This is a genomic window from Plantibacter flavus, from assembly GCF_051487245.1.
GTDB classification, from domain to species: Bacteria; Actinomycetota; Actinomycetes; order Actinomycetales; family Microbacteriaceae; genus Plantibacter; species Plantibacter flavus_B.
This window is the reverse complement of record NZ_JAHVDH010000006.1, coordinates 303,625-323,403: the sequence shown is the minus strand read 5'-3', so window position 1 is coordinate 323,403 and position 19,779 is coordinate 303,625. Positions and strand designations below refer to the sequence as shown.

At 69.6% G+C, this 19,779-nt stretch carries 17 protein-coding genes; 4 read left to right on the top strand and 13 right to left on the bottom strand.

The genetic code is table 11. The features are described from left to right. The first annotated feature begins 72 nt into the window (after positions 1-72). A complete protein-coding gene (locus tag KXS11_RS16975; protein WP_437386833.1) occupies positions 73-1,056 on the top strand; it encodes an alpha/beta fold hydrolase in 984 nt (327 codons plus the stop codon). A 12-nt stretch (positions 1,057-1,068) separates the two neighbouring features. On the opposite strand, the gene KXS11_RS16970 is transcribed toward KXS11_RS16975, so the two are convergent. From KXS11_RS16970 to KXS11_RS16960, 3 genes are all read right to left on the bottom strand, one after another. After that, complete coding sequence (locus KXS11_RS16970) at positions 1,069-2,532, bottom strand: FAD-dependent monooxygenase (protein ID WP_437386831.1); 1,464 nt, start codon at positions 2,530-2,532, stop codon at positions 1,069-1,071. Positions 2,533-2,799: 267 nt separating this feature from the next. Then, on the bottom strand, positions 2,800-3,255 hold the full coding sequence (locus KXS11_RS16965) for a prevent-host-death protein (RefSeq protein ID WP_437386830.1): 456 nt from the start codon (positions 3,253-3,255) through the stop codon (positions 2,800-2,802). Between the two features lie 72 nt (positions 3,256-3,327). Beyond that, entirely contained in the window at positions 3,328-4,089 is a 762-nt protein-coding gene (locus tag KXS11_RS16960) for an SDR family NAD(P)-dependent oxidoreductase (RefSeq protein ID WP_437386829.1), read from the bottom strand. 127 nt (positions 4,090-4,216) lie between these two features. Between KXS11_RS16960 and KXS11_RS16955 the strand changes: the two genes are divergently transcribed. Continuing rightward, positions 4,217-4,363 carry a hypothetical protein gene (locus tag KXS11_RS16955; RefSeq protein ID WP_437386828.1) on the top strand — a complete coding sequence of 49 codons (147 nt, stop codon included), beginning with the start codon at positions 4,217-4,219 and terminating at the stop codon, positions 4,361-4,363. Positions 4,364-4,530: 167 nt separating this feature from the next. On the opposite strand, the gene KXS11_RS16950 is transcribed toward KXS11_RS16955, so the two are convergent. The 7 genes from KXS11_RS16950 to KXS11_RS16920 all read right to left on the bottom strand — a co-directional run bounded on the left by KXS11_RS16950 (position 4,531) and on the right by KXS11_RS16920 (position 12,080). Beyond that, complete coding sequence (locus tag KXS11_RS16950; protein WP_437386827.1) at positions 4,531-5,331, bottom strand: Ltp family lipoprotein; 801 nt, start codon at positions 5,329-5,331, stop codon at positions 4,531-4,533. A gap of 159 nt (positions 5,332-5,490) precedes the next feature. Next, positions 5,491-6,630: a 3,4-dihydroxyphenylacetate 2,3-dioxygenase gene (gene hpaD / locus KXS11_RS16945; protein WP_437386826.1), complete on the bottom strand. Its 1,140-nt coding sequence runs from the start codon at positions 6,628-6,630 to the stop codon at positions 5,491-5,493. A 48-nt stretch (positions 6,631-6,678) separates the two neighbouring features. Beyond that, on the bottom strand, positions 6,679-8,193 hold the full coding sequence (gene hpaE, locus KXS11_RS16940) for a 5-carboxymethyl-2-hydroxymuconate semialdehyde dehydrogenase (protein WP_437386825.1): 1,515 nt from the start codon (positions 8,191-8,193) through the stop codon (positions 6,679-6,681). Beyond that, positions 8,190-8,912: a GntR family transcriptional regulator gene (locus tag KXS11_RS16935; protein WP_437386823.1), complete on the bottom strand. Its 723-nt coding sequence runs from the start codon at positions 8,910-8,912 to the stop codon at positions 8,190-8,192. Before KXS11_RS16935 ends, hpaE begins: the two co-directional genes overlap by 4 nt. Then, entirely contained in the window at positions 8,909-10,441 is a 1,533-nt protein-coding gene (locus KXS11_RS16930; protein ID WP_437386821.1) for a fumarylacetoacetate hydrolase family protein, read from the bottom strand. The genes KXS11_RS16935 and KXS11_RS16930 overlap by 4 nt, the downstream gene beginning before the upstream one ends. 59 nt (positions 10,442-10,500) lie before the next feature. Then, the gene (locus KXS11_RS16925; RefSeq protein WP_437386820.1) at positions 10,501-11,313 is read right to left on the bottom strand and encodes an HpcH/HpaI aldolase family protein; all 813 of its coding nucleotides are present in this window, start codon (positions 11,311-11,313) and stop codon (positions 10,501-10,503) included. Beyond that, positions 11,298-12,080, bottom strand: coding sequence for a 2-keto-4-pentenoate hydratase (locus KXS11_RS16920; RefSeq protein WP_437386818.1), 783 nt, complete (start codon positions 12,078-12,080; stop codon positions 11,298-11,300). Before KXS11_RS16920 ends, KXS11_RS16925 begins: the two co-directional genes overlap by 16 nt. 157 nt (positions 12,081-12,237) lie before the next feature. Here KXS11_RS16920 and KXS11_RS16915 point away from each other — a divergent pair, with 157 nt between their 5' ends. After that, on the top strand, positions 12,238-13,611 hold the full coding sequence (locus KXS11_RS16915; protein ID WP_437386817.1) for an MFS transporter: 1,374 nt from the start codon (positions 12,238-12,240) through the stop codon (positions 13,609-13,611). 79 nt (positions 13,612-13,690) lie between these two features. Here KXS11_RS16915 and KXS11_RS16910 read toward each other — a convergent pair whose 3' ends face one another. Both KXS11_RS16910 and KXS11_RS16905 read right to left on the bottom strand, forming a co-directional pair. Next, the gene (locus tag KXS11_RS16910; protein ID WP_437386815.1) at positions 13,691-15,097 is read right to left on the bottom strand and encodes an aldehyde dehydrogenase family protein; all 1,407 of its coding nucleotides are present in this window, start codon (positions 15,095-15,097) and stop codon (positions 13,691-13,693) included. A 143-nt stretch (positions 15,098-15,240) separates the two neighbouring features. Continuing rightward, the gene (locus KXS11_RS16905) at positions 15,241-17,259 is read right to left on the bottom strand and encodes a primary-amine oxidase (RefSeq protein WP_437386813.1); all 2,019 of its coding nucleotides are present in this window, start codon (positions 17,257-17,259) and stop codon (positions 15,241-15,243) included. Between the two features lie 220 nt (positions 17,260-17,479). Between KXS11_RS16905 and KXS11_RS16900 the strand changes: the two genes are divergently transcribed. After that, the gene (locus KXS11_RS16900; protein WP_437386812.1) at positions 17,480-19,039 is read left to right on the top strand and encodes an APC family permease; all 1,560 of its coding nucleotides are present in this window, start codon (positions 17,480-17,482) and stop codon (positions 19,037-19,039) included. Here KXS11_RS16900 and KXS11_RS16895 read toward each other — a convergent pair. Then, the gene (locus KXS11_RS16895; RefSeq protein ID WP_437386811.1) at positions 19,036-19,737 is read right to left on the bottom strand and encodes an IclR family transcriptional regulator; all 702 of its coding nucleotides are present in this window, start codon (positions 19,735-19,737) and stop codon (positions 19,036-19,038) included. The two genes, KXS11_RS16900 and KXS11_RS16895, sit on opposite strands and share 4 nt — an antisense overlap. Positions 19,738-19,779 lie beyond the last annotated feature (42 nt).

The following is a 19,779-nucleotide window of genomic DNA, read 5'->3' as shown; positions in this document are numbered from 1 at the left end:
CTCCCAAGCCGGCGTCGCGGGCGACGCCCATTGACATCGGCTCGTCGCCGGGCCCCCTTGTACGCTGGAGTCATGTCGAGGATCGAACGGAAACGTCGTCGCCGGAAGGTGCGGGTCGAGCGCGTCTACGACGGTGACACGTATGTGCGCGTGAACTCGGTCGGGTCGGGCGACAACCGGTCGTTCGTCCTCATCCCCGGTATCGGCGTCTCCTCCACCTACTTCGAGCGCCTCGCGCCGCACCTCAACGAGTTCGGGCCGGTGCACGCCCTCGACCTGCCGGGGTTCGGCGGTGTGCCGCACCCGGCATCGACGCTCACCATCCGCGAGTACGCCGACCTCGTCGGCAAGGTCATCGACGAACTCGAACTCGACGACCCGATCATCGTCGGTCACTCCATGGGGAGCCAGGTGGTCAGCGACCTCGTCTCCCGACGCCCCGAACTGACGACGCTGATCCTCATCGGACCGGTCGTCGTGCCCGGCCAGCGCCGCGTCCTCACCCAGGCGAAGCGCTTCCTGCAGGCGAGCTGGCACGAGCCGCTCACCGTCAAGGTGCTCGCGATCAGCGCCTACGCGCTCTGCGGGTTCAAGTGGTTCTCCCGGGTGCTGCCCGAGATGCTGAAGTACCCGATCGAGAAGGCGCTCCCGGACATCCAGGCGCACACCCTCGTGATCCGTGGCGAGTACGACGCTGTCGCGCCGCGTGAGTGGGTCGAGCGGGTGGGCGAGCTGCTGCCGTCGTCGCGGCTCTGGGAGATCCCGGGCGCAGCGCACTCCGTCATGTACGCGCACGCCGAGGAGGTCGCGAAGCTGTGCGTCGACCACGCCAGGCGAACTGCGGCCGACGGCGACGACGACACGCTGCGCGTCCTCGAGGACGAGGCCTCCGCAAGCGACGACAAGCGCCCGGAGGCTCCGCAACCGGAAGCCGTGCTCGCCGCCGTGGAGGGCCGTATCGAGGAGACGATCGGCATCATGACCAACGACGACGACCGGGTCGAAGCCGGCAAGTCGAAGGCGGCCGAAGCGATCGAGTCCATCGACCACGACTGATCCCGCGAACGGTCACGAACGGGCAGTGTTGGCCCCTCCGGACGGTGCGTTTGCGACCGTTCGCGGGCCGAACCAGGGGGAGAGGTCGGGCTGAGAGGTGCCGGCCCAGGCGACGTGGCCGTCTGGACGGAGGAGCAGGGCCGGGGCCGGGAGTTCGGCTCCACGGTCGACGAGCAGGTCGACGCGGTCCTCCCAGCCGTCGACGGACAGCTCGCCGGTGCCATCGATCAGCAGGCCACGACCGGCGTGCGTGTGCTCGTAGAGCCGCCCGTCCGAGAGCGGCAGGTCACGCAGGCGGCGGCCGAGGAACGCGGGGTCACCGTCCGTCCCGACCGCGTATCGGATGCCGATCGACGTGACCCGTTCGCCGAGCAGCCGGGCGACGTCCTCGATGTCCATCAGCTCGGTCAGGAGTCGGCGCACCGCTTGCGGGCCGGGTTCGGTGGAGAGCAGCTCGCTCTGCGCGCGCGTGATGGTGAGGACGTCCGCCGCGACCGGGTGCCGTTCGGTGCCGTAGCTGTCGAGGAGGCCGTTCGGTGCCCAGCCGCGGATCGCCGCCGCGAGTTTCCAACCGAGGTTGAAGGCGTCCTGCATGCCGAGGTTCAGCCCCTGCCCACCGAGCGGCGGGTGCACGTGGGCGGCGTCGCCCGCGAGGAAGACTCGTCCATCCCGGTAGCGCTCCGCGAGCCTGGTGGCGTCGGTGAAGCGGGTGATCGACCGCGGTGAGTGGACACCGAAGTCGGTGCCGGCGACGTCGCGCAGTCGGGCACGGAACTCGTCGAGCGTCGGAGCGACGGTGCGGTCCTCGGAGACCACGGCCGCGGGGACGACCGCCCGATAGAGCCCGTCACCGGCGGGGCCGATGCCGAACCCACGGTGGGTCTCGCGGACTCTGGTGCCGATGGCGGTGATCTCCTCGGCGGGCATGGCCGTCCGCACTTCGCCGAGGAGCCACTCGGTCTGCGCCGCGTCGCCGGGGAATCCGATGCCGAGCTGCTTGCGGACGAAGCTGCGACCACCGTCGCAGCCCACGAACCAGGAGGAGCGCTCCAGGGTGCCGTCGGCGAGCTGCACGGTCACGCCGCCCTCGTCCTGGTCGAATCCCGTCACGTCGACGCCGCGACGCAGCTCGGCGCCGAGCTCGACGGCGTGCTCGGTGAGGAGGCGGTCGGTGACGGGTTGGGGGAGGCCGAGGATGTAGTCGTGGGCGGTGTCGAGCTGGACGGGGCTGGCGGGCACGATACCGGCGAAGTGACCCGCCGCGCCCGGGTACTGCGTGCCCTCGGCGAGGAAGCGGTCGAGGATGCCGCGCTGGTCGAGGATCTCGATACTGCGCGGGTGCAGGCCGAGGGAGCGGACCGCCTGGCTCGGTTCGGCATCGCGCTCGATGACGAGCACGCGCACACCGTGCAGGCGGAGCTCCGCTGCCAGCATCACGCCCGTCGGCCCGCCGCCACTGATGATCACGTCGTGCATGCCCGCCTCGTCCCTGCGGCCGCTGCGGCCACGGCGACCCATCATGCCCGCTCACCCGGCTCTTGCGGCAAGCCCCCACCCCGGCCGTATCCTGGACATGGCAGGTGACGCGGAGTCCCTGCCGTTCATGTGCCTGCCCGATGCAAGTGGGCCGCGGATGGTGGCACACAGATCCGTCCAGCCGCGGCGGGCTTGGGTGGACGCGAAGCAGATCGAGAACTCGTTCCGCTTGATGGCACGGGCGACGGCTGGGACTCTCGCCATCGGTTACGGGCGCTCGACGTCGTCGTCAGTGATCCACTCGATGACGAGATCCGTGCCGAGTCCGGCTGCGATGGCGTCGGCGGTCTCGCGCCAGGCGGTGAGTTCCGCGATTGCGAGATGCGCCTGATTCGTCGCGAACGATGCCCGTGACGTGCGCAGGAGGTCTGCGGCGCACTTCTCCTGGTCGGCGACTGTCAGCGCGAGCATCCATGGGAAGAGTTCAGCCATGCACTCGGCCAGCGTGCCGTGCTCGCTGGTGGCGGCGGCGATCAATTGTGCGGCGAGCTGCAGCAATGACTCGCGTGCGTCCGCCTCGCGCTGGGACATCAGTACGAGCGCTTCACCGTCGCGACGTGTGACCTGGACAGGGTGGTCTTCAGCGGCGTCGAACACCGCACCGGAATGCCGGCTGAGATCGGACGACTGGAACGTTCGTCGGGCTTCGGACATGGTGTGCATGCGTGCCATCGTCGTTCTGAACGTGTTCTGAAGACAATGCACGTGAGCTCGCTGTCGTCAGAGGTGGCGCCGTCAGTGGTTCGTCATCAGGCCGCCGTCGACCGGCAGGGTGTGGCCCGTGATCCAGGACGCGTCGCTCGAAGCCAGGAATGCGACGGCGGCCGCGATGTCCTCGGGTTCACCGACACGGCCGAGCGGGTAGAGGTCGAGCATCCGATCGGCACCGCCGTCCTGATCGTCCCAGACACGCGTGCGGATCGTCCCCGGGGCGACGGCGTTCACCCGGATGCCCTCCGGCCCGAGGCTCGCTGCGAGATTCGCCGTGAGCGACGGGATCCCGGCCTTCGCGGCGGAGTACGGTTCCAGGCCGAGCGCGGTCAGGCCGTTCACGGAGGTGATCGACACGATCGACGGCGACGCGGCGCTGCGTCGGAGCAGGGGGATCGCGGCGCGGCAGCAGCGGACGACTCCGAGCAGGTTGAGGTCCACCATCTGCTGCCACACCTCGTCGGACGTCTCCTCGAAGGCGCCGTGCGGCACGCTGCCGCCGGCGACGTTGACGAGGGTGTCGAGTCCGCCGAACGTCGACCGGACCTCGGTGAACGCCGCGTCGACGGAGTCAGCCAGGGTCACGTCGAGCGAGATGGCGAGATGGCCGCCCTCGACGGCCGGCAGCTCGTGCACGACCCGGGCAGCGGCCGCCTCGTCGAGGTCGGCGACGGCAACCCGTGCGCCCTCCTCCGCCAGCCGGATCGCGCACGCCCGACCGATGCCGTGTCCTGCCCCGGTGACGAGCGCCGTCGTCCCCCTGCGTCGTCGCATGAGTGCTTCCATCGCTCCAGCATGGCATCGGCGGCACGACGAGGCGAGGGCGGACTTCCCGGGAACCTGTGCCACTGACAGGTTCCCGCTGTAGCCTCTGCGGTACCGGGCCATCGTGGCGCGTCAAGGGAGCACCATCATGGGCGAGAAGTCCGCACGGAAAGAAGGCGGCAAGACCGCACCGGCGAAGACGCTGAAAGAGAAGCGCACCGCGAAGGCCGACAAGAAGTCGGCGAACAGCCGGGCTGAGAACACCGACGCCGTCACCCGGGTGAAGAACCGCTAGTCCACAACCTCCGCAGTGCCGGAGGTGAACGAATCAGGCGCCTGCCTCCACATCGGAGACAGGCGCCTGAGTCGTTGAGCGGGCGATCGACGCGCCGGTCGTCCACATCGTCCGCGAACGGCGGAGAGCCCCGCCCGATGGGCGAGGCTCTCCCTGTCGGACATCGATCAGTCGTTCAGGTGGAGGATCGCGTAGTCGGCTTCCTCCGGGGTGAACTTCTCGCCGTACTCACTGGTGAGCTGGTCGCGAATCGCTTCGGGCGACATCGACATCGTCTCCTGGTAGGACTTCGCCTTCGCGAGGGCGTTCGCGTTGTAGTCGGCTACGAGGGTATCGACTGCGTACTGTGCTGCTTCTGGTGCGAACTTCTCGCCATACTCAGACGTGAGCTGATCGTAGATGCCGGCCTTGCTCATGTGCATGAGGTCGGAGTAGCTCTTCGCCTTCGTCAACGCGGACTGGTACTCCACGGGAACAGCCGGTGCGACTGGTGCCTCAGGCTCTTCGACTGGCGCTGCCGTCTCGACAGGCTTCGCGGCTGCGTCGGCCGCAGGCGCCGTGGCCTCCACGATCGCTGCAGGCTTGTTGTCGGAGACGCTGTTCACTGCCGCCCCGACCCCGACGAGGGCACCGAACGACGCGATCACCGCGATGCCGCCGAGGACGATACCGGTGACGGCCATGCCCTTCGACTGCAGCTTGCGGAGTGCCAGGATTCCGAGCACGACCGCAGTGATTCCCACGAGTGCGCCGAGGACCGGGATGAGGCCCATCAGGAACGCGGCGATTCCGACGATGAGAGCCGCGAGGGCCAGCCCGAGCGGCTTGTTCGGTAGCGGAGCCTGCTGACCGTACGGCGGGGGTGCGGTCGTTGCGCCGGCGTACGGGGTCGTGGGAGCGACGGGCTGTTGGGCGTAGGCGGGGTGGGGCTGCTGCGAGCCGCCCCCCAGCGGTTCTGGTGTAGTCACGTGCCGAGTATGACAGTCGACCGACTCGTTTTCGTGGTGCTGTTGCCCCCAAAGATGGGGTGATATCGGGCGGTTTCTCCTCCATGTCGAAGCGTGTCCGACGGCGGATCGTCGGCGTGGTGCGCGCGGTCGACGATCCGCCTCGTGGCGACGGCGCGCCTACAGCGTGTTGCCGAGCTTGAATCCCTGGGCTTCGTCGCCTTTGCGGGTGTAGGAGAAGCCGTCGGCACCGATGGTGACCTCGAGCTCGGAGTCGTCGGTGCGGGAGACGACGGGTTTCGGGTTGCCGTCGAGGTCGAGCACGAGCGACGCGTCGGTGTACCAGCTCGGCACGACGGCGTTGCCCCACCAGTCGCGGCGCTGGTTGTCGTGGACGTCCCAGGTGACGACCGGGTTGTCCGGGTCGCCCGTGTAGTAGTCCTGCGTGTAGATCTCGATGCGGTGGCCGTCGGGGTCGCGGATGTACAGGTAGAACGCGTTCGACACCCCGTGGCGACCGGGTCCGCGCTCGATGACGTCCGACATCCGCAACGCACCGAGCTTGTCGCAGATGGCGATGATGTTGTGTTTCTCGTGGGTGGCGAACGCGACATGGTGCATGCGCGGGCCGTCGCCACCCGTCATCGCCGTGTCGTGCACCGTCGGCTTGCGGCGCATCCACGCCGCGTAGGTCGTGCCGGCCTCGTCCTGGATGTCCTCGGTGACGCGGAAGCCGAGATCCTCCATGTAGGCGACGGCCCGCGGCACGTCCGGCGTCACCTGGTTGAAGTGATCGAGCCGCACGAGCGCACCCGGCGTGTACAGGTCGTACCGCCACGCCAAACGCTCGACGTGCTCGACGTCGTAGAAGAACTCGTACGGGAACCCCAGCGGGTCCTCGACGCGCACGGAGTCGCCGATGCCCTTCACGTACCCTTCGGCGCGACGCTCCACCCGGCACCCGAGCTCCGTGTAGAACGCGACCGCACGGTCGAGGTCCGCGGGTGTCCGCACCCGGTAGCTGAACGCCGCGACGGCTGCGACGGGCCCCTGCCGCAGCACGAGGTTGTGGTGGATGAACTCCTCGAAACTCCGCAGGTAGACGGCGTTCTCGTCCTCCTCGGTGACGACGAGGTCGAGCACGTCCACGTAGAACTTGCGGCTCGCGGCGAGGTCCGTGACGACGATCTCCATGTACGCGCAGCGGAGGATGTCAGGCGGCGTGGCAGTGGGCGTCCTGATGCGGTTCGCGGGAGCCGGGATCGGGTCGGTGGTGGTGATGACGGGCTCGGCTGATGACGGGGTGATGGGGTTCGACATGGTCTGCGTCCTTGCGTGATGTCGGGTGGGTGGGGAGGTGGAGGGGCGTCAGTGCGCGGCGGACAGCTGCCCGCCGGTGCCGAAGCGGGGCGAGTGCGCCTGATTCAGCGTGATGTGGACGGCCTGCTGATCGGTGTAGAAGTCGATCGAGCGGTAGCCGCCCTCGTGCCCGAGACCGGACGCCTTCACCCCGCCGAACGGCGTGCGCAGATCTCGGACGTTGTTCGAGTTCAGCCACACCATGCCCGCCTGAACGCTCTGCGAGAACGTGTGTGCGCGCTTCAGGTTGTTCGTCCAGATGTACGCGGCGAGCCCGTACGCGGTGTTGTTTGCGAGCGCGAGTGCCTCCTCGTCGGAGTCGAACGGGGTGATCGCGACGACCGGTCCGAAGATCTCCTCCTGGAAGATCCGGGCGTCGGGCGACACGTCCGCGAAGACGGTGGGGGCGACGTAGTTGCCGGTCGGGAACCCCTCAGGGCGACCGCCGCCGGCGACGAGGCGACCCTCGCCCTTGCCGATCTCGACGTAGCCCATGACCTTCTCGTAGTGCTCCGGGTGCACGAGCGCACCCACCTCCGTGGCGGGGTCGTTCGGGTGGCCGACGACGATGTTGCGGGCTCGCTCCGCGTACCGCTCGACGAAGTCGTCGTAGATGGCGCGTTCCACGAGGATGCGGCTGCCCGCGGTGCAGCGCTCGCCGTTCAGGGAGAACACGCCGAACACGGTCGCGTCGATCGCGTCCTCCAGGTCGGCGTCGGCGAAGACGACGGCGGGCGACTTGCCGCCGAGCTCCATCGACAGGCCCTTGAGGAACGGGGCGGCGTTCGCGAAGATCAGCTGGCCGGTGCGGCTCTCGCCCGTGAAGGAGATGAGCGGCACGTCGGGGTGCTTGACGAGCGCGTCGCCGGCTTCCTCACCGAGACCGTTCACAAGGTTGAACACGCCGTCGGGGACGCCGGCGCCGCGGAAGATCTCCGCCCAGAGGCTCGCCGACAGCGGCGTGAACTCCGCAGGCTTCAACACGACCGTGTTGCCCGTGGCGAGCGCCGGCGCGAGCTTCCAACTCTCCAACATGAAGGGTGTGTTCCACGGGGTGATGAGCCCGGCCACACCGATCGGTTTGCGGTTGACGTAGTTCACCTGGCGGCCCGGAACCTTGTAGGTGTCGTCGTGCTGGGCGACGATCAGGTCGGCGAAGAACCGGAAGTTCTCGGCGGCGCGCTTCGCCTGGCCGAGCGCCTGCGTGATCGGCAGGCCGGTGTCGAAGCTCTCGAGTTCCGCGAGCCGGGCGTCCTGCGCCTCGACGGCGTCTGCGATGCGGTGGAGCACGCGGCTGCGCTCGCGGGGGAGCAGCTTCGGCCACGGACCCTCGTCGAACGCGCGCTTCGCACTCGCGACCGCGAGGTCGATGTCGGCCTGCTTGCCGGCGGCAGCCTGCACGTAGGTCTCGTTGGACACGGGGTCGAGGACGTCAAAGGTGCCGCCGTCGACGGAGTCCACGAACGCGCCGTCGATGAAGTGCCGGATACGGTCGGGCAGCGCTGCCGGGACGTGCTGGGTCATGAGTGGTTCCTCTGCTGGGTGGTGGACGCCGGGTGAGCCTCGCGGGACAGCGGTGCTGCGGTGGGCGGCTTGTGGTCGGCCTGGTAGGCGAGCATCGCGTCGAGCGTCGCCGTGCGGTGCTCGCGGGCGGCGATCTCGATCTCGAGGGGCGAGGCTCCCGCCGCGATGAGTTCGAGGATGCCGTCGTGTTCGGCCACGGACTCGCGGGCGCGGCCCGGCACGAAGCTGAACGTCGAGTCGCGGAGGACGTTGAGCCTGCTCCAACCGCGGTGGACGAGGTCGAGCACGTGCGGGTTCGGGCACTCCTCGAACAGCACCGCGTGGAACTCGAGGTTGAGCGCCGTGAAGGTGTGCGGGTCGAAGTCGTCCAGGGTGCGGCGCATCCGCTCGTTGATCGCCCGTGCACGGGCGAGGTGGTCGTCGGTGAGGTAGGCGGCGCTCATCGAGGTGGCCGCGCCCTCCACGAGCGCGAGCGTCTGCATAGTGAAGAGGTACTCGGTCTCCTGCAGGAGGGCGACCTGCGCGCCGACGTTGCGTTCGAAGGTGACGAGCCCCTCGGCCTCGAGGCGACGGATGGCCTCGCGGACCGGGACCACGCTGACGTCGAGTTCGCCCGCGATCTGGCCGAGCACCAGGCGGTAGCCGGGCACGAAACGGCCGTCGTCGATGGCGGTACGGATGAAGCGGTATGCCCGCTCGGACTTGGATTCGGTCGTCACAGGAGATCCTCGCTGTCCAGTTCGGCGGCCCGAGCCGCGTCGTACCGTGCCCGCCAGGCGGCGTTCATCGGGAAGAGTCCGTCGACGGCCGCGCCCTGCACCACCTGCTCGGCGATCCACGCGTCCTCGGCCTCCTGGGCGACGGCCTCCGCGGCGATCTCGGCGACCAGGGTCCGGGGGATCGCGATGACGCCGTCGCCGTCGCCGACGATGACGTCGCCGGGCAGGATGGTCGCGCCTCCGCAGGTGACCGCGACGTCGATCTCCCACGGCACGTGCCGTCGACCGAGGACCGACGGGTGGCCGCCCTGGGAGAACGTGGGCAGTGCGAAGGACGCCACCTGCTCGAGATCACGGATGCCGCCGTCGGTGACGACGCCGGCTGCTCCGCGATGCTGGGCGCGCAGGGCGAGGACGTCGCCGACGGTGCCGGTGCCGCGCTCGCCGCGCGCCTCGATGACGATGACCTCACCGGGCTCGACGGTGTCGAAGATGCGCTTCTGCGCGTTGAACCCGTTGCCTCGTTCGGCGAACAGATCGGGTCGGTAGGCGACGAAACGGAGCGTCCGCGCGACGCCGACCATTCGGGTGCCGGGACGCGAGGCCTGGACGCCCTCGACGAAGACCTCGGTGTAGCCGCGGCCGCGGAGCTTGGCGCTCAGCGTGGCGGTGGCGACCTGCGCGAGCTGTTCGGCGACGAGGGGGTCGAGGGGTTCGGCGGGGGAGGGCGACACCGTCGGCCCGACGCCGGCCCGCTCCGCGTCGCCCCAGGCCTCGATGCGCTGGTGGTCGTCGACCGCCGGCTTCGAGCCCACGTCGCCGAACGGGACCTCGCCCTGCACGACGGTGGTCACGAGTCGTCCGGTGGTGGGCGTGCCTGGCGCGGTGGGGGCGTCCACCTCGACCTCGACGACGTCTCCGGGGACGACGACCGAGGAGCCTGCCGGGGTTCCCGTGAGGATGACGTCACCCGTCTCCAACGTGGCGAGCTGGGAGAGGTCGGCGATGAGCTGTGCGAAGGGGAAGAGGAGGGTGTCGCTCGTGTCGTCCTGCACGAGGTCGCCGTTCACCCACGTGCGCACGCGGATGGCGGTGGGGTCGACGTCGGCGGCCGGGATGATCGCCGGGCCGAGTGGGGTGTAGCCGTCGCCGCCCTTGGAGCGGAGGTTCGAGCCCTTGTCGGCGGCCCGGAGGTCGTAGAGGCCGAAGTCGTTCGCGGCGGTGACGCCCGAGACGTGCGACCAGGCGTCTGCGACGGAGACGCGTCGAGCCGGTTCGCCGATGATGATCGCGATCTCACCCTCGAAGGCGAGGAGTTCGGCGCCCGCCGGCCGTTCGATCGTCTCGCCACTGACGGCGACCGAGGACCACGGCTTCAGGAAGTACGAGGGCTGCGCCGGGGTGCGGCCTCGCTGCGCGGCACGTGAGGGGTAGTTGAGGTGCACGGCGATGATCTTGCCGCCGGTGGCGGCACCGGCGCTCCGGTGGGCCGCCGACTGTGCGGCTGCGGTGCTGTCGTCGATGGTCATCTCTCGTCCTCGTTGTCGGTATACGAAATCATATACGATGTGGCGATGATGCGGAAGGGTCAGTATCCGTCCCCGCGTCCGGACTCCTGCGCGCGGTCGATGAACCGGTCCGCGAGCGCCTCCGAGGCGCGCGCCAGCAGCGAGACGTCAGCACCCACGAGGACGAATGCGGCGCCGGCCGCGAGGTAGCGGTCCGCGGTGGCCGGGTCGAAGGCGTTCACGCCCGCCGGCTTCCCGGCCGCCTGCGCAGCGGCGAGGACTCGCTCCACGGCTGCGATCACTTCGGGATGCCCCTGCTGCCCGAGGATGCCCAGTGAGGCGGCGAGATCCGCCGGCCCGACGAAGACCGCGTCCACCCCGTCGACCGCGACGATCTCCGCCGCATGCTCCACCGCGCTCGCCGACTCGATCTGCACCGTGAGCGACACCGTGTCGGAGGCGCCGGTGACGTAGTCGTCGACCCGGTTCCAGCGTGACGCCCGAGCGAGCGCACTCCCGACGCCCCGCACGCCCGCAGGCGGATAGCGGACAGCGCGCACGAGCGCAGCGGCCTGCTCTGCCGACTCGACCATCGGCACGATGAGGTTCTGCGCCCCCAGGTCGAGCACCTGCTTGATGATCACCGGGTCACCGAACGGGACACGCACGAGCGGGCACACCGGGAAGGCTGCCGCCACCTGCAACTGCATCTGGATGCTGCTGAGCGAGTTGGCCGAGTGCTCGCCGTCGATCAGCAGCAGGTCGAGCCCGCTGCCCGCGGCGATCTCCGCTGCGACCGGACTGCCGGAGACGACCCACATCCCGACGAGCCCTCGCTCGGCGGTGCGCAGTCGCTCGCCGAAGGTCGGCGGCAGGCTCATTCGAATCGGCATGTCACGGCCCCCAGTCCCTGGTACTCGGCGTGCACGGTGTCGCCGCGCTCGACCCACATCGGTCTCGTGAACGAACCCGCGAGGATGATCTCACCGGCGGCCAGACTGCCGCCGTGCTGTGCGAGCTTGCCCGCGAGCCAGGCGACACCGAGGGCCGGGTGGCCGAGGACGGCGCCGGCGACGCCCGACTCCTCGATGGTCTGGTTCCTGTAGAGGAGCGCCGACACCCAGCGTGGGTCGATCGCGTCGGGGCGCACGGGGGTGCCGCCGAGGATCATCGCGCCGAGTGCGGCGTTGTCGGAGATCGTGTCGACGATCGTGCGACCCTCCAGTTCGATGTGCGAGTTCAGGACTTCGAGGGCTGGGACGACGTAGTCGGTCGCGTCGAGGACCTCGAAGATCGAACAGTTCGGGCCTTGCAGTGGTCGGCCGAGCACGAAGGCCAGCTCGACCTCGATGCGGACGTTGGAGTAGGCGTCGAAGTCGAGCGTCGCGCCCGACTCGAAGACCTGGTCGTCGAAGATGACGCCGTAGTCGGGTTCGGTGATGCCGGTCGCCTGCTGCATCGCCTTCGACGTGAGGCCGATCTTGTGGCCGACCACGCGGTGGCCGGCGGCGATCCTGCGCTCGGCCCAGAGCGCCTGGATCGCGTACGAGTCCTCGACGGTCATCCCGGGGTGGCGGGCCGTGAGGCGCGGGATGATGGTCCGTCGCTCGTGGGCCTCGGCCAGTTCGTCGGCGATCGATCGCCGTTCGTGGTCCTGCATCGCATCACGTCCTCGTCTGCTGGGGCAAGGCTTCTGGCGATCACGATACGGTGCGTCGCCGTCGACTGCCTCTTGCGCCTGTCCAACGATTGTATACGATGTGATGTACATTCTGGCGGTCCGATGACGGGCCGCGACGGACAAAGGGGTCTCGAACATGACAACGGCTTCACTGGCGCGGGCCACCACACCCGCAGAACTCAGACGGGTGGCCTTCGCCACCGTCATCGGGACGACGGTCGAGTGGTACGACTTCTTCCTCTACGCGAGCGCCGCCGGCCTCGTGTTCTCGCAGCTCTTCTTCCAACCCGCGGGTCCTCAGGCCGCACTCCTGCTGTCGTTCGCGACCGTCGGTGTGAGCTTCCTGTTCCGCCCACTCGGTGCCTTCGTCGCCGGACACTTCGGTGACCGCATCGGGCGCAAGAAGATGCTCGTCATCACGCTCTTCCTGATGGGTGCCGCGACGACGCTCATCGGACTGCTGCCCACCTACGACCAGATCGGCGTCCTCGCGCCGGCACTGCTCGTCTTCCTCCGCATCCTGCAGGGGCTCTCGACCGGCGGTGAATGGGGCGGCGCGGTGCTCATGGCCGTGGAGCACGCCCCGACCGGTCGCCGAGGCCGCTTCGGCGCGTTCCCGCAGATCGGCGTGCCGATCGGACTGCTGCTCGCCTCGGGCATGCTCGCGCTCATGACCGGGGTGATCTCTCCCGGCGACGCGTTCCTCGAGTGGGGATGGCGGGTACCGTTCCTGCTGAGCTTCGTGCTCATCATCGTGGGGTACGTGGTGCGCCGGAAGGTGGACGAGAGTCCTGTGTTCGTCGCGCTCGCCCGCAACAAGGAGCGCAAGCGCGTGCCGATCGTCGATCTGTTCCGCCGCCACTGGCTGCTCGTGCTGCTCGCCGCGCTCACCTTCGCCGGCAACAACGCCGCCGGGTACATGACCACCGGCGGATACATCCAGAACTACGCGACGACCCCGATCGCCGACGGCGGGCTCGTCGGGATGGAGCGCACACCCGTGCTGCTGGCGGTGACGGGTTCCGCGGTCGTGTGGTTGATCGTCACCTGGTTCGCCGGTTCGCTCTCCGACCGCATCGGCCGCCGCAACACGTACATCATCGGCTGGGTCGCGTTCCTGCTGACGGTCTTCGCGCTGTTCCCGCTCGTGAACACGGGCAACCCCTGGCTGTTGTTCCTCGGCCTCGCGCTGTTCACCGTCGGCAACGGCTTCACCTACGGGCCGCAGGCGGCGTACTTCGCCGAGCTGTTCCCCGCGTCCATCCGGTACACCGGCGTCTCGGTGACCTACGCGATCGGTGCGATCCTCGGTGGGGCGTTCGCGCCGACCATCGCGACGTGGCTCGTGCAGGCGACCGGCTCTGCGACGAGCGTCGCCTTCTACATCGCGGGCATGATCGTCATCGCGTTCGCCGCCACGCTGCTGCTGCGCGACCGCACGGGCATCCCGCTCGGTGGCGACGCGGAGGAGCAGCAGGGGCGCGGGCAGATCTACGGCTCACGCGTCTGACGCTCGCACCTCACCGGCCCCGCAGCAGCGCTGCGGGGCCGGTGTCGGTGTCGGGCGGTGGCCGGCTGCCGCCGAGGCTCTAGCCGTTGACGACCTGGGGGACGGCGACGGCCTTGAGACCCTCCGCGCCGAACTCGAGACCGTAGCCGGACTGCTTCACCCCGCCGAACGGGATCATCGGGTGCACGCCGCCGTGCGAGTTGATCCACACCGTGCCGGCCTGGATGCGTGCAGCGACCTCGCGGGCCCGGTCGCGGTCGGCCGACCACACCGACGCTCCGAGGCCGACGTCGAGTCCGTTCGCGAGTGCGATCGCGTCGTCGAGGTCGGAGTAGCGGATGATCGGCAGCGCCGGACCGAACTGCTCCTCGACGACGAGCGCGTTGGCCGGGTCGATGTCGGCGACGAGCGTGGCCGGGTAGAAGTGACCGGGCTGCGTGCGCTCGGGGTCGCCGCCGAGGAGGACCCGTGCGCCGGAAGCCTTCGCGGCTTCCACGAGTCGGTCGACGACGTCGAACTGCATGGCGTTCTGCAGCGGCCCGAGGACGTTCGCCTCGTCGAGCCCGACGCCCATCGGCATCGCGCCGGCGACGTCGACGAGCGCTTCGCAGACCGCGTCGTACACGTCGTCGTGCACGTAGAGGCGTTTCAAGGCGGCGCACGTCTGGCCGGTGTTGATGAACGCACCCCAGAACAGCTGCTCGGCGATCGCCTTCGGATCGACGTCCGGCAGGACGATGCCCGCGTCGTTGCCGCCGAGTTCGAGCGTGAGCCGGGTGACGTTGCCGGCGGAGGCCTCGATGATCTTCTTGCCGGTGGCGGTGGAACCCGTGAACATGATCTTGCCGACCGCGGGGTCGGTGACGAGCGCTGCGCCGAGCTCACCGCTGCCGGGCACGGCGATGAGGACGTCGGCGGGGAGGACGGTGTTCAGCACCTCGACGAGTGCGAGGCCCGACAGCAGCGTGTACTGGCTGGGTTTCGCGACGACCGTGTTGCCCATGCGGAGCGCCGGGGCGAGCTGCCAGATCGCGATCATCATGGGCCAGTTCCACGGCGTGATCGCACCGACGACGCCGATCGGCCGGTAGTGCAGTTCGGCGAAGTCGGTGCCGTCGTCGACGACCACCTGCGTCGGCGTCGGTGTGTCGGCGGTGACGCGGAGCCACGCCGCGCACGCACCGACCTCGAAGCGGGCGTTCGGGCCGTTGAGCGGCTTGCCCTGCTCGCGTGACAGGATCTCGGCCAGGGCCTCGCTCGACGCCTCGACCGCGTCCGCCGCGCGATGGAGCAGTGCACTCCGTTCCGCATGGCCGAGTGCGGCCCACGCGGGCTGGGCGGCAGCGGCGCGGGCGACGGCGTCACCGACGGCGGCCGTGTCGACGACGGGTGCCGTGCCGATGCGTTCGCCGGTCGCGGGGTCGAGTACCTCGCGTCCGTCACCGTCGGTGGTGACGGCGGCGAGCAGGCTCTCGTAGGTGGTCATGGGTCCTCCAGTCGACGGAGCCGCCCGGGTGACCGCTGCGTCGCATCCCACGCTACGAGTGCTGCCGACGTCGCCGTTGACCGCCCGCGCTCGCGTCTTGTCGGCCCGTGCACGTCGTGGCGGACGGCGCGCACGGGCGTCGGTCAATGCGCGCAGTGGTCCTCGGCGGCGGCCCCGTCGGGGAGGTCCATGGCCGGGTTCTCATCGAAGAAGCCGTATGGCTTGAACACGAAGCCCGAGACGTCGACGGGCATGATCGGCCAGTCCTCCGGGCGCGGCACGTGCGTCGGGCCGAACACGTGCCAGAGCACGAGGTCGGTGCCGTCGAGGTCGCGGTCCGCCGCGGTCCACGTGGGGAGTCCGCCACCGCCCTGGTGCGCGTTCGGGTAGTCACCCGCCGGGAAACGCTCGGCCGGATCGAACGCGGTGCCCCAGAGGTGCCTGCTCGCGAACGTCGCCCGCGCGAACACCGAGGAGTCCGGCTGCGCCATGAGCACCGACCGGCCCTCGGGGATGAGGTGGTACGCGGTCGGCTTGCCCACCCGGTTCGTCCGGTGGGCACTCGCGACCTCCCAGACGCGGGACGCGGCAGGGTCTGCGAGGCGTGCGGCCTCGGACTCACGGGTGAGCTGTCGGCTCTCCCAGGTGAAGGCGTTCCCGTACGGGTTCCGCTCGCCGGTCGGGACACCCACGACGTCGACCTCGTGCAGCGTGTTGTCCTCGCCGTCGATCGCGACGTCGAGACGGGCGCAGAACAGGTGCTGGTGCACGGGCGCGAACAGGCCGGGGGCGATCTCGGGGGCGTGCGGGTTCGCGGCACCGGGGAGGCCGGCGCCCGCGAACACGATCCCGGTCGCCTTCGCCTCCACCTGGATCGTGCCGTCGGGGAAGAAGTACCAGAAGAAGCCGTAGTCGTAGTTGCCGATCGTCGCGAAGTAGCTGATCACCAGCCGCCGACTCCGTCGCACCTCGCCGCGGGTGCCGGGCTCAGTGTGCTTCCACAGCACGCCGAAGTCCTCCTCGTGCATGCAGACCACCTGCGGGATGCGCACGGGGTTGCCGTGGTCGTCCGCGACGAACCCGTCGAAGTACTGGATGACGCCCAGGCAGTCGCACCCGAGGGCGAGACTGTTGGCGTTCTTCCCGAGGAGGTATTCGCCGGCGTCGAAGTAGCTGATCCAGAAGCGCGTCGGGGTCGTGTCCCCGTAGGGCACGACCATCTCCGGCACGCTCGCGCGGTGCAGCACCTGGCGCTCCTCCTCACCGTCGCGGAAGGTCACCGAGTTCAGCACGAGACCCTCGCGGGCGTTGAAGCCGACCCGGAACGACCAGCCCTGCCACTCGACGAGCGCCCCGTCGACGCTGAAACTCGGCCCCTCCGGCTGCGTGATCTCGATCGGTTTCAGGGTCGTGCGGGCGGGCCCCTGCGCCTCGAGTCCGTAGTTGCCGTGGCCCGCCGGGACGGGCACGTCGCCGTCGTCCTCGATGCGGATCACCCGTCCCAGCGTGAGGTCGATGTGGACGATGAGACCCTCGACCGGGTGGGCCCACGGGCTGTCCTGCTCGTGGTCGCGCAGGAAGGTGAGCGAACGGATGATGCGGCGGCCGACCTCGTCCGCCCGACCGAAGAATCCCGGTGCGAGCGGCGCGCAGAACGCGAGGGCCATGCGATCCTCGAGCCCGCGACGACGCATGGCGGCCTGCCACTCGGCCGAAGCCTTCACGATCTCGGCCGCACGGTCGTACTCCTCGAAGAGGTACTGGGGCTGCCCGTAGGGCGGCTGATCGGTGGCGAGCCTGCGGTGCTCGACGACCGTCCCGTCCGTGACCGAGACGACGGCCTCCGCCGCCTCACCGCTCGCCGTGTCGAGGAGGGTGACGACGACACTGCGGTCGAACGGGACGCCCGGGGACCACGCCGCGAGGAACGACTTGTCGGGTTCGACCGGCAGCAACTGCGCGACCCGTGCCGTGCCACCGAGGAGACCGGCGTCGGTGAGGATGCGCGCGGCGTCGGCGATCTCCGACTCGACCAGAGGATCGAGCGGATGCCGGACGTCTGACGGGGTGATGACGCGGGCGCCGTGGGTGTGCAGCGACTCGTGCTCGTGCGCGCTCGGGTCGTGCGCGTGCCCGTGGTGGTCGGCGTGCTCGTGGTGCATGGTCGTCCTCGTCGTCGATGGGTACCGTCCGACCAGTATGCGCGGGCAGCCGGCGGTGGCGGTTGACCCGCAGTGCGTGCGGCTTGACGGTGCGTGTACGGTTCCCGCGCAGTCAAGGTTCGTGCACGGACGGAACAGTGCCGGGCGGCGTCGATGGGCAGAATCGTCCCGTCACCATCGCGCCCCGAAGCGCGGTCGGGCATCGTTTCGAAGGAGAGACATGACCAGCACAGCTCGCACCGCCACCCCGGTGGCCCCGGCCTCAGGCCGACGCAGACTCGGTGTCCTCGCCGTCGCCTTCCTCATCGTCGCGGCCTCCGCGCCGCTCACCGTCATCGCGGGTGGGGTCACGTCGACCTTCTCCGTCACGCACGTCGCCGGCGTCCCGGTCGGCTTCCTGCTGCTCGCCGCGATCCTCGCGGTCTTCGCGATCGGCTACGCCGCGATGAGCCGCTTCATCACGAACGCCGGTGCCTTCTACGCCTACGTCGCGCAGGGCATCGGCCGGCCGGCCGGCGTCGGTGCCTCCGTGCTCGCGCTCGTCGCCTACAACATGATGCAGGTGGGGATCTGGGGCATGTTCGGGTTCCAGGTGTCGACCTTCATCGCCGAGAAGACCGGCGCCCAGATCCCGTGGTGGGTCGGTGTGCTCGTCGGGATCGTCATCGTCGGCTGGATGGGGGTGAACCGCGTCGACCTGTCGGCGAAGGTGCTCGGAGTGCTCGTCGCCGCCGAGTTCCTCGTCGTGATCGTGTTCGACGTCGTCGCGTTCACCCAGGGCGCCGAGGGCTTCTCCGCCGAACCCGTGTCGCCTGCCGCACTGTTCGTACCCGGCGTCGGAGCGGTGCTCGCCTTCGGCGTGGCCGCCTTCATGGGCTTCGAGGGGGCGGCGATCTACGGCGAGGAGTCGAAGGACCCGCGCCGCACCATCCCACGGGCGACCTTCCTCGCCGTCGCCGTCATCGGGGTGTTCTACGCGATCTCCGCCTGGGCGCTCGCCCTCGCGGTCGGTGTCGACACCATCACCGACCCGAACGGCATCACCCCAGACATCGCCGGCCCACCGCTGTTCTTCGGTTTCGTCGCCGAACACCTCGGCACGCTGTGGGTCGACCTCATGTCGATCCTCTTCATCACGAGCCTGTTCGCAGCGCTGGTGTCCTTCCACAACGCCGTCGCCCGGTATGCGTTCTCCCTCGGACGCGAGGGCGTGCTGCCCGCGAGGCTCGCGGCGGTCCGGGAGCGCTCCGGCGCACCATGGGCGGGATCGCTGTTCCAGAGCGTCGTCGCGGTGATCGTCGTCATCGGCTTCGCGATCGGCGAGCTCGGCTGGAACCCCGAGAACGGGCCGTTCGCCGTGCTGACGCTCTTCACCTGGCTGACGAACGCCGGCGCCTTCGGCCTCGTGCTGCTCATGGCGATCGTCTCGGCCGCGGTCGTCGGATACTTCCGTCGCGACGCACGCGGTGTCGGCATCGGATCACGGCTCGTCGCGCCGATCCTGTCCGGTGTGCTGCTGCTCGGGGTGTTCGCGCTCATCATCGTGAACTTCCCGGTCCTCCTCGGGCAGGTGGAACCGGACGCGACGACCGTCGTGCTCCCGGCGCTCGTCATCGTGCCCGGTCTCGTCGGCGTGCTGTGGGGGCTGCGCCTCCGGCGGACCCGACCCGAGGTCTACGCGCGCATCGGGCACGGCGCGGCGGACGCCGACGAGACCCTCGGGGAAGCGGAGTTCGGGCCGGCCTCGCCCGGTGCCGACACGGGGGCCGACGCGCGCTAGAGCTGGGAGACGATCGCCGCGGCACCGCTCGCGAGGCGCGCGGCGATCTCCGCCTCGGGTACCGTGCTCGACACGTAGACGACCGCGAGTGCGGCCCCCTGCGCGGCAGCGGTCGTCACGAGCGGCACGGCGACCGCGCGAAGCCCCGTGATGACCTCGTCGTGGCTCGATGCCCAACCCCTCGCGCGCACCTCGGCGAGCTCGACCCGGTGGGCGTCGTCGAGGGTGTCCGGCCACTGCGATTCCGGCAGGCGTGAGGCGATGGCCTTACCAGGGGCTCCGATGCCCACGGGGTGACGGGTTCCCGGGCGTTGGGCGACCGAGCCGATCGTGTGGCGCGGTTCCACACTGACGAGCGTCACGATCTCCTCGCCGTCGAGCACCGCGAGGAAGCAGGTGGTGCCGAGTTCGTTCGCGACCGCTGTCAGCTCCGGAAGCGCCGCAGCCTGCAGATCGTGTGAGACACCGGCCGCCAGGGCAGCGAGACGGGAGCCGAGGACGATGCGTCCGGAGGCGTCGCGGACGACGAGACGGTGGTCCTCGAGGGTGCGGAGGAGGCGGTAGGCGACACTGCGGTGCAGGCCGAGCGCGACGCTCAGCTCGTCGATCGTGAGCGGGGCGCGGGCGTCGGCGAGGACCTCGAGCATGCGGATGCCGCGTGAGAGCGTCTGCGAGTGGGCGCTGCGGTCGTCGGTCACGCTTCGAGGCTACCCGTTCGGGTTAGTTGTATCGGCAAGTAT

Excerpts from the sequence above, each read along its gene's own strand:
- KXS11_RS16975 (WP_437386833.1), top strand. The coding sequence starts at position 73 with ATGTCGAGGATCGAACGGAAACGTCGTCGCCGGAAGGTGCGGGTCGAG.
- KXS11_RS16970 (WP_437386831.1), bottom strand. The coding sequence starts at position 2,532 with ATGCACGACGTGATCATCAGTGGCGGCGGGCCGACGGGCGTGATGCTG.
- KXS11_RS16965 (WP_437386830.1), bottom strand. The coding sequence starts at position 3,255 with ATGCACACCATGTCCGAAGCCCGACGAACGTTCCAGTCGTCCGATCTC.
- KXS11_RS16960 (WP_437386829.1), bottom strand. The coding sequence starts at position 4,089 with ATGGAAGCACTCATGCGACGACGCAGGGGGACGACGGCGCTCGTCACC.
- KXS11_RS16955 (WP_437386828.1), top strand. The coding sequence starts at position 4,217 with ATGGGCGAGAAGTCCGCACGGAAAGAAGGCGGCAAGACCGCACCGGCG.
- hpaD (WP_437386826.1), bottom strand. The coding sequence starts at position 6,630 with ATGTCGAACCCCATCACCCCGTCATCAGCCGAGCCCGTCATCACCACC.
- hpaE (WP_437386825.1), bottom strand. The coding sequence starts at position 8,193 with ATGACCCAGCACGTCCCGGCAGCGCTGCCCGACCGTATCCGGCACTTC.
- KXS11_RS16930 (WP_437386821.1), bottom strand. The coding sequence starts at position 10,441 with ATGACCATCGACGACAGCACCGCAGCCGCACAGTCGGCGGCCCACCGG.
- KXS11_RS16925 (WP_437386820.1), bottom strand. The coding sequence starts at position 11,313 with ATGCCGATTCGAATGAGCCTGCCGCCGACCTTCGGCGAGCGACTGCGC.
- KXS11_RS16920 (WP_437386818.1), bottom strand. The coding sequence starts at position 12,080 with ATGCAGGACCACGAACGGCGATCGATCGCCGACGAACTGGCCGAGGCC.
- KXS11_RS16915 (WP_437386817.1), top strand. The coding sequence starts at position 12,238 with ATGACAACGGCTTCACTGGCGCGGGCCACCACACCCGCAGAACTCAGA.
- KXS11_RS16910 (WP_437386815.1), bottom strand. The coding sequence starts at position 15,097 with ATGACCACCTACGAGAGCCTGCTCGCCGCCGTCACCACCGACGGTGAC.
- KXS11_RS16905 (WP_437386813.1), bottom strand. The coding sequence starts at position 17,259 with ATGCACCACGAGCACGCCGACCACCACGGGCACGCGCACGACCCGAGC.
- KXS11_RS16900 (WP_437386812.1), top strand. The coding sequence starts at position 17,480 with ATGACCAGCACAGCTCGCACCGCCACCCCGGTGGCCCCGGCCTCAGGC.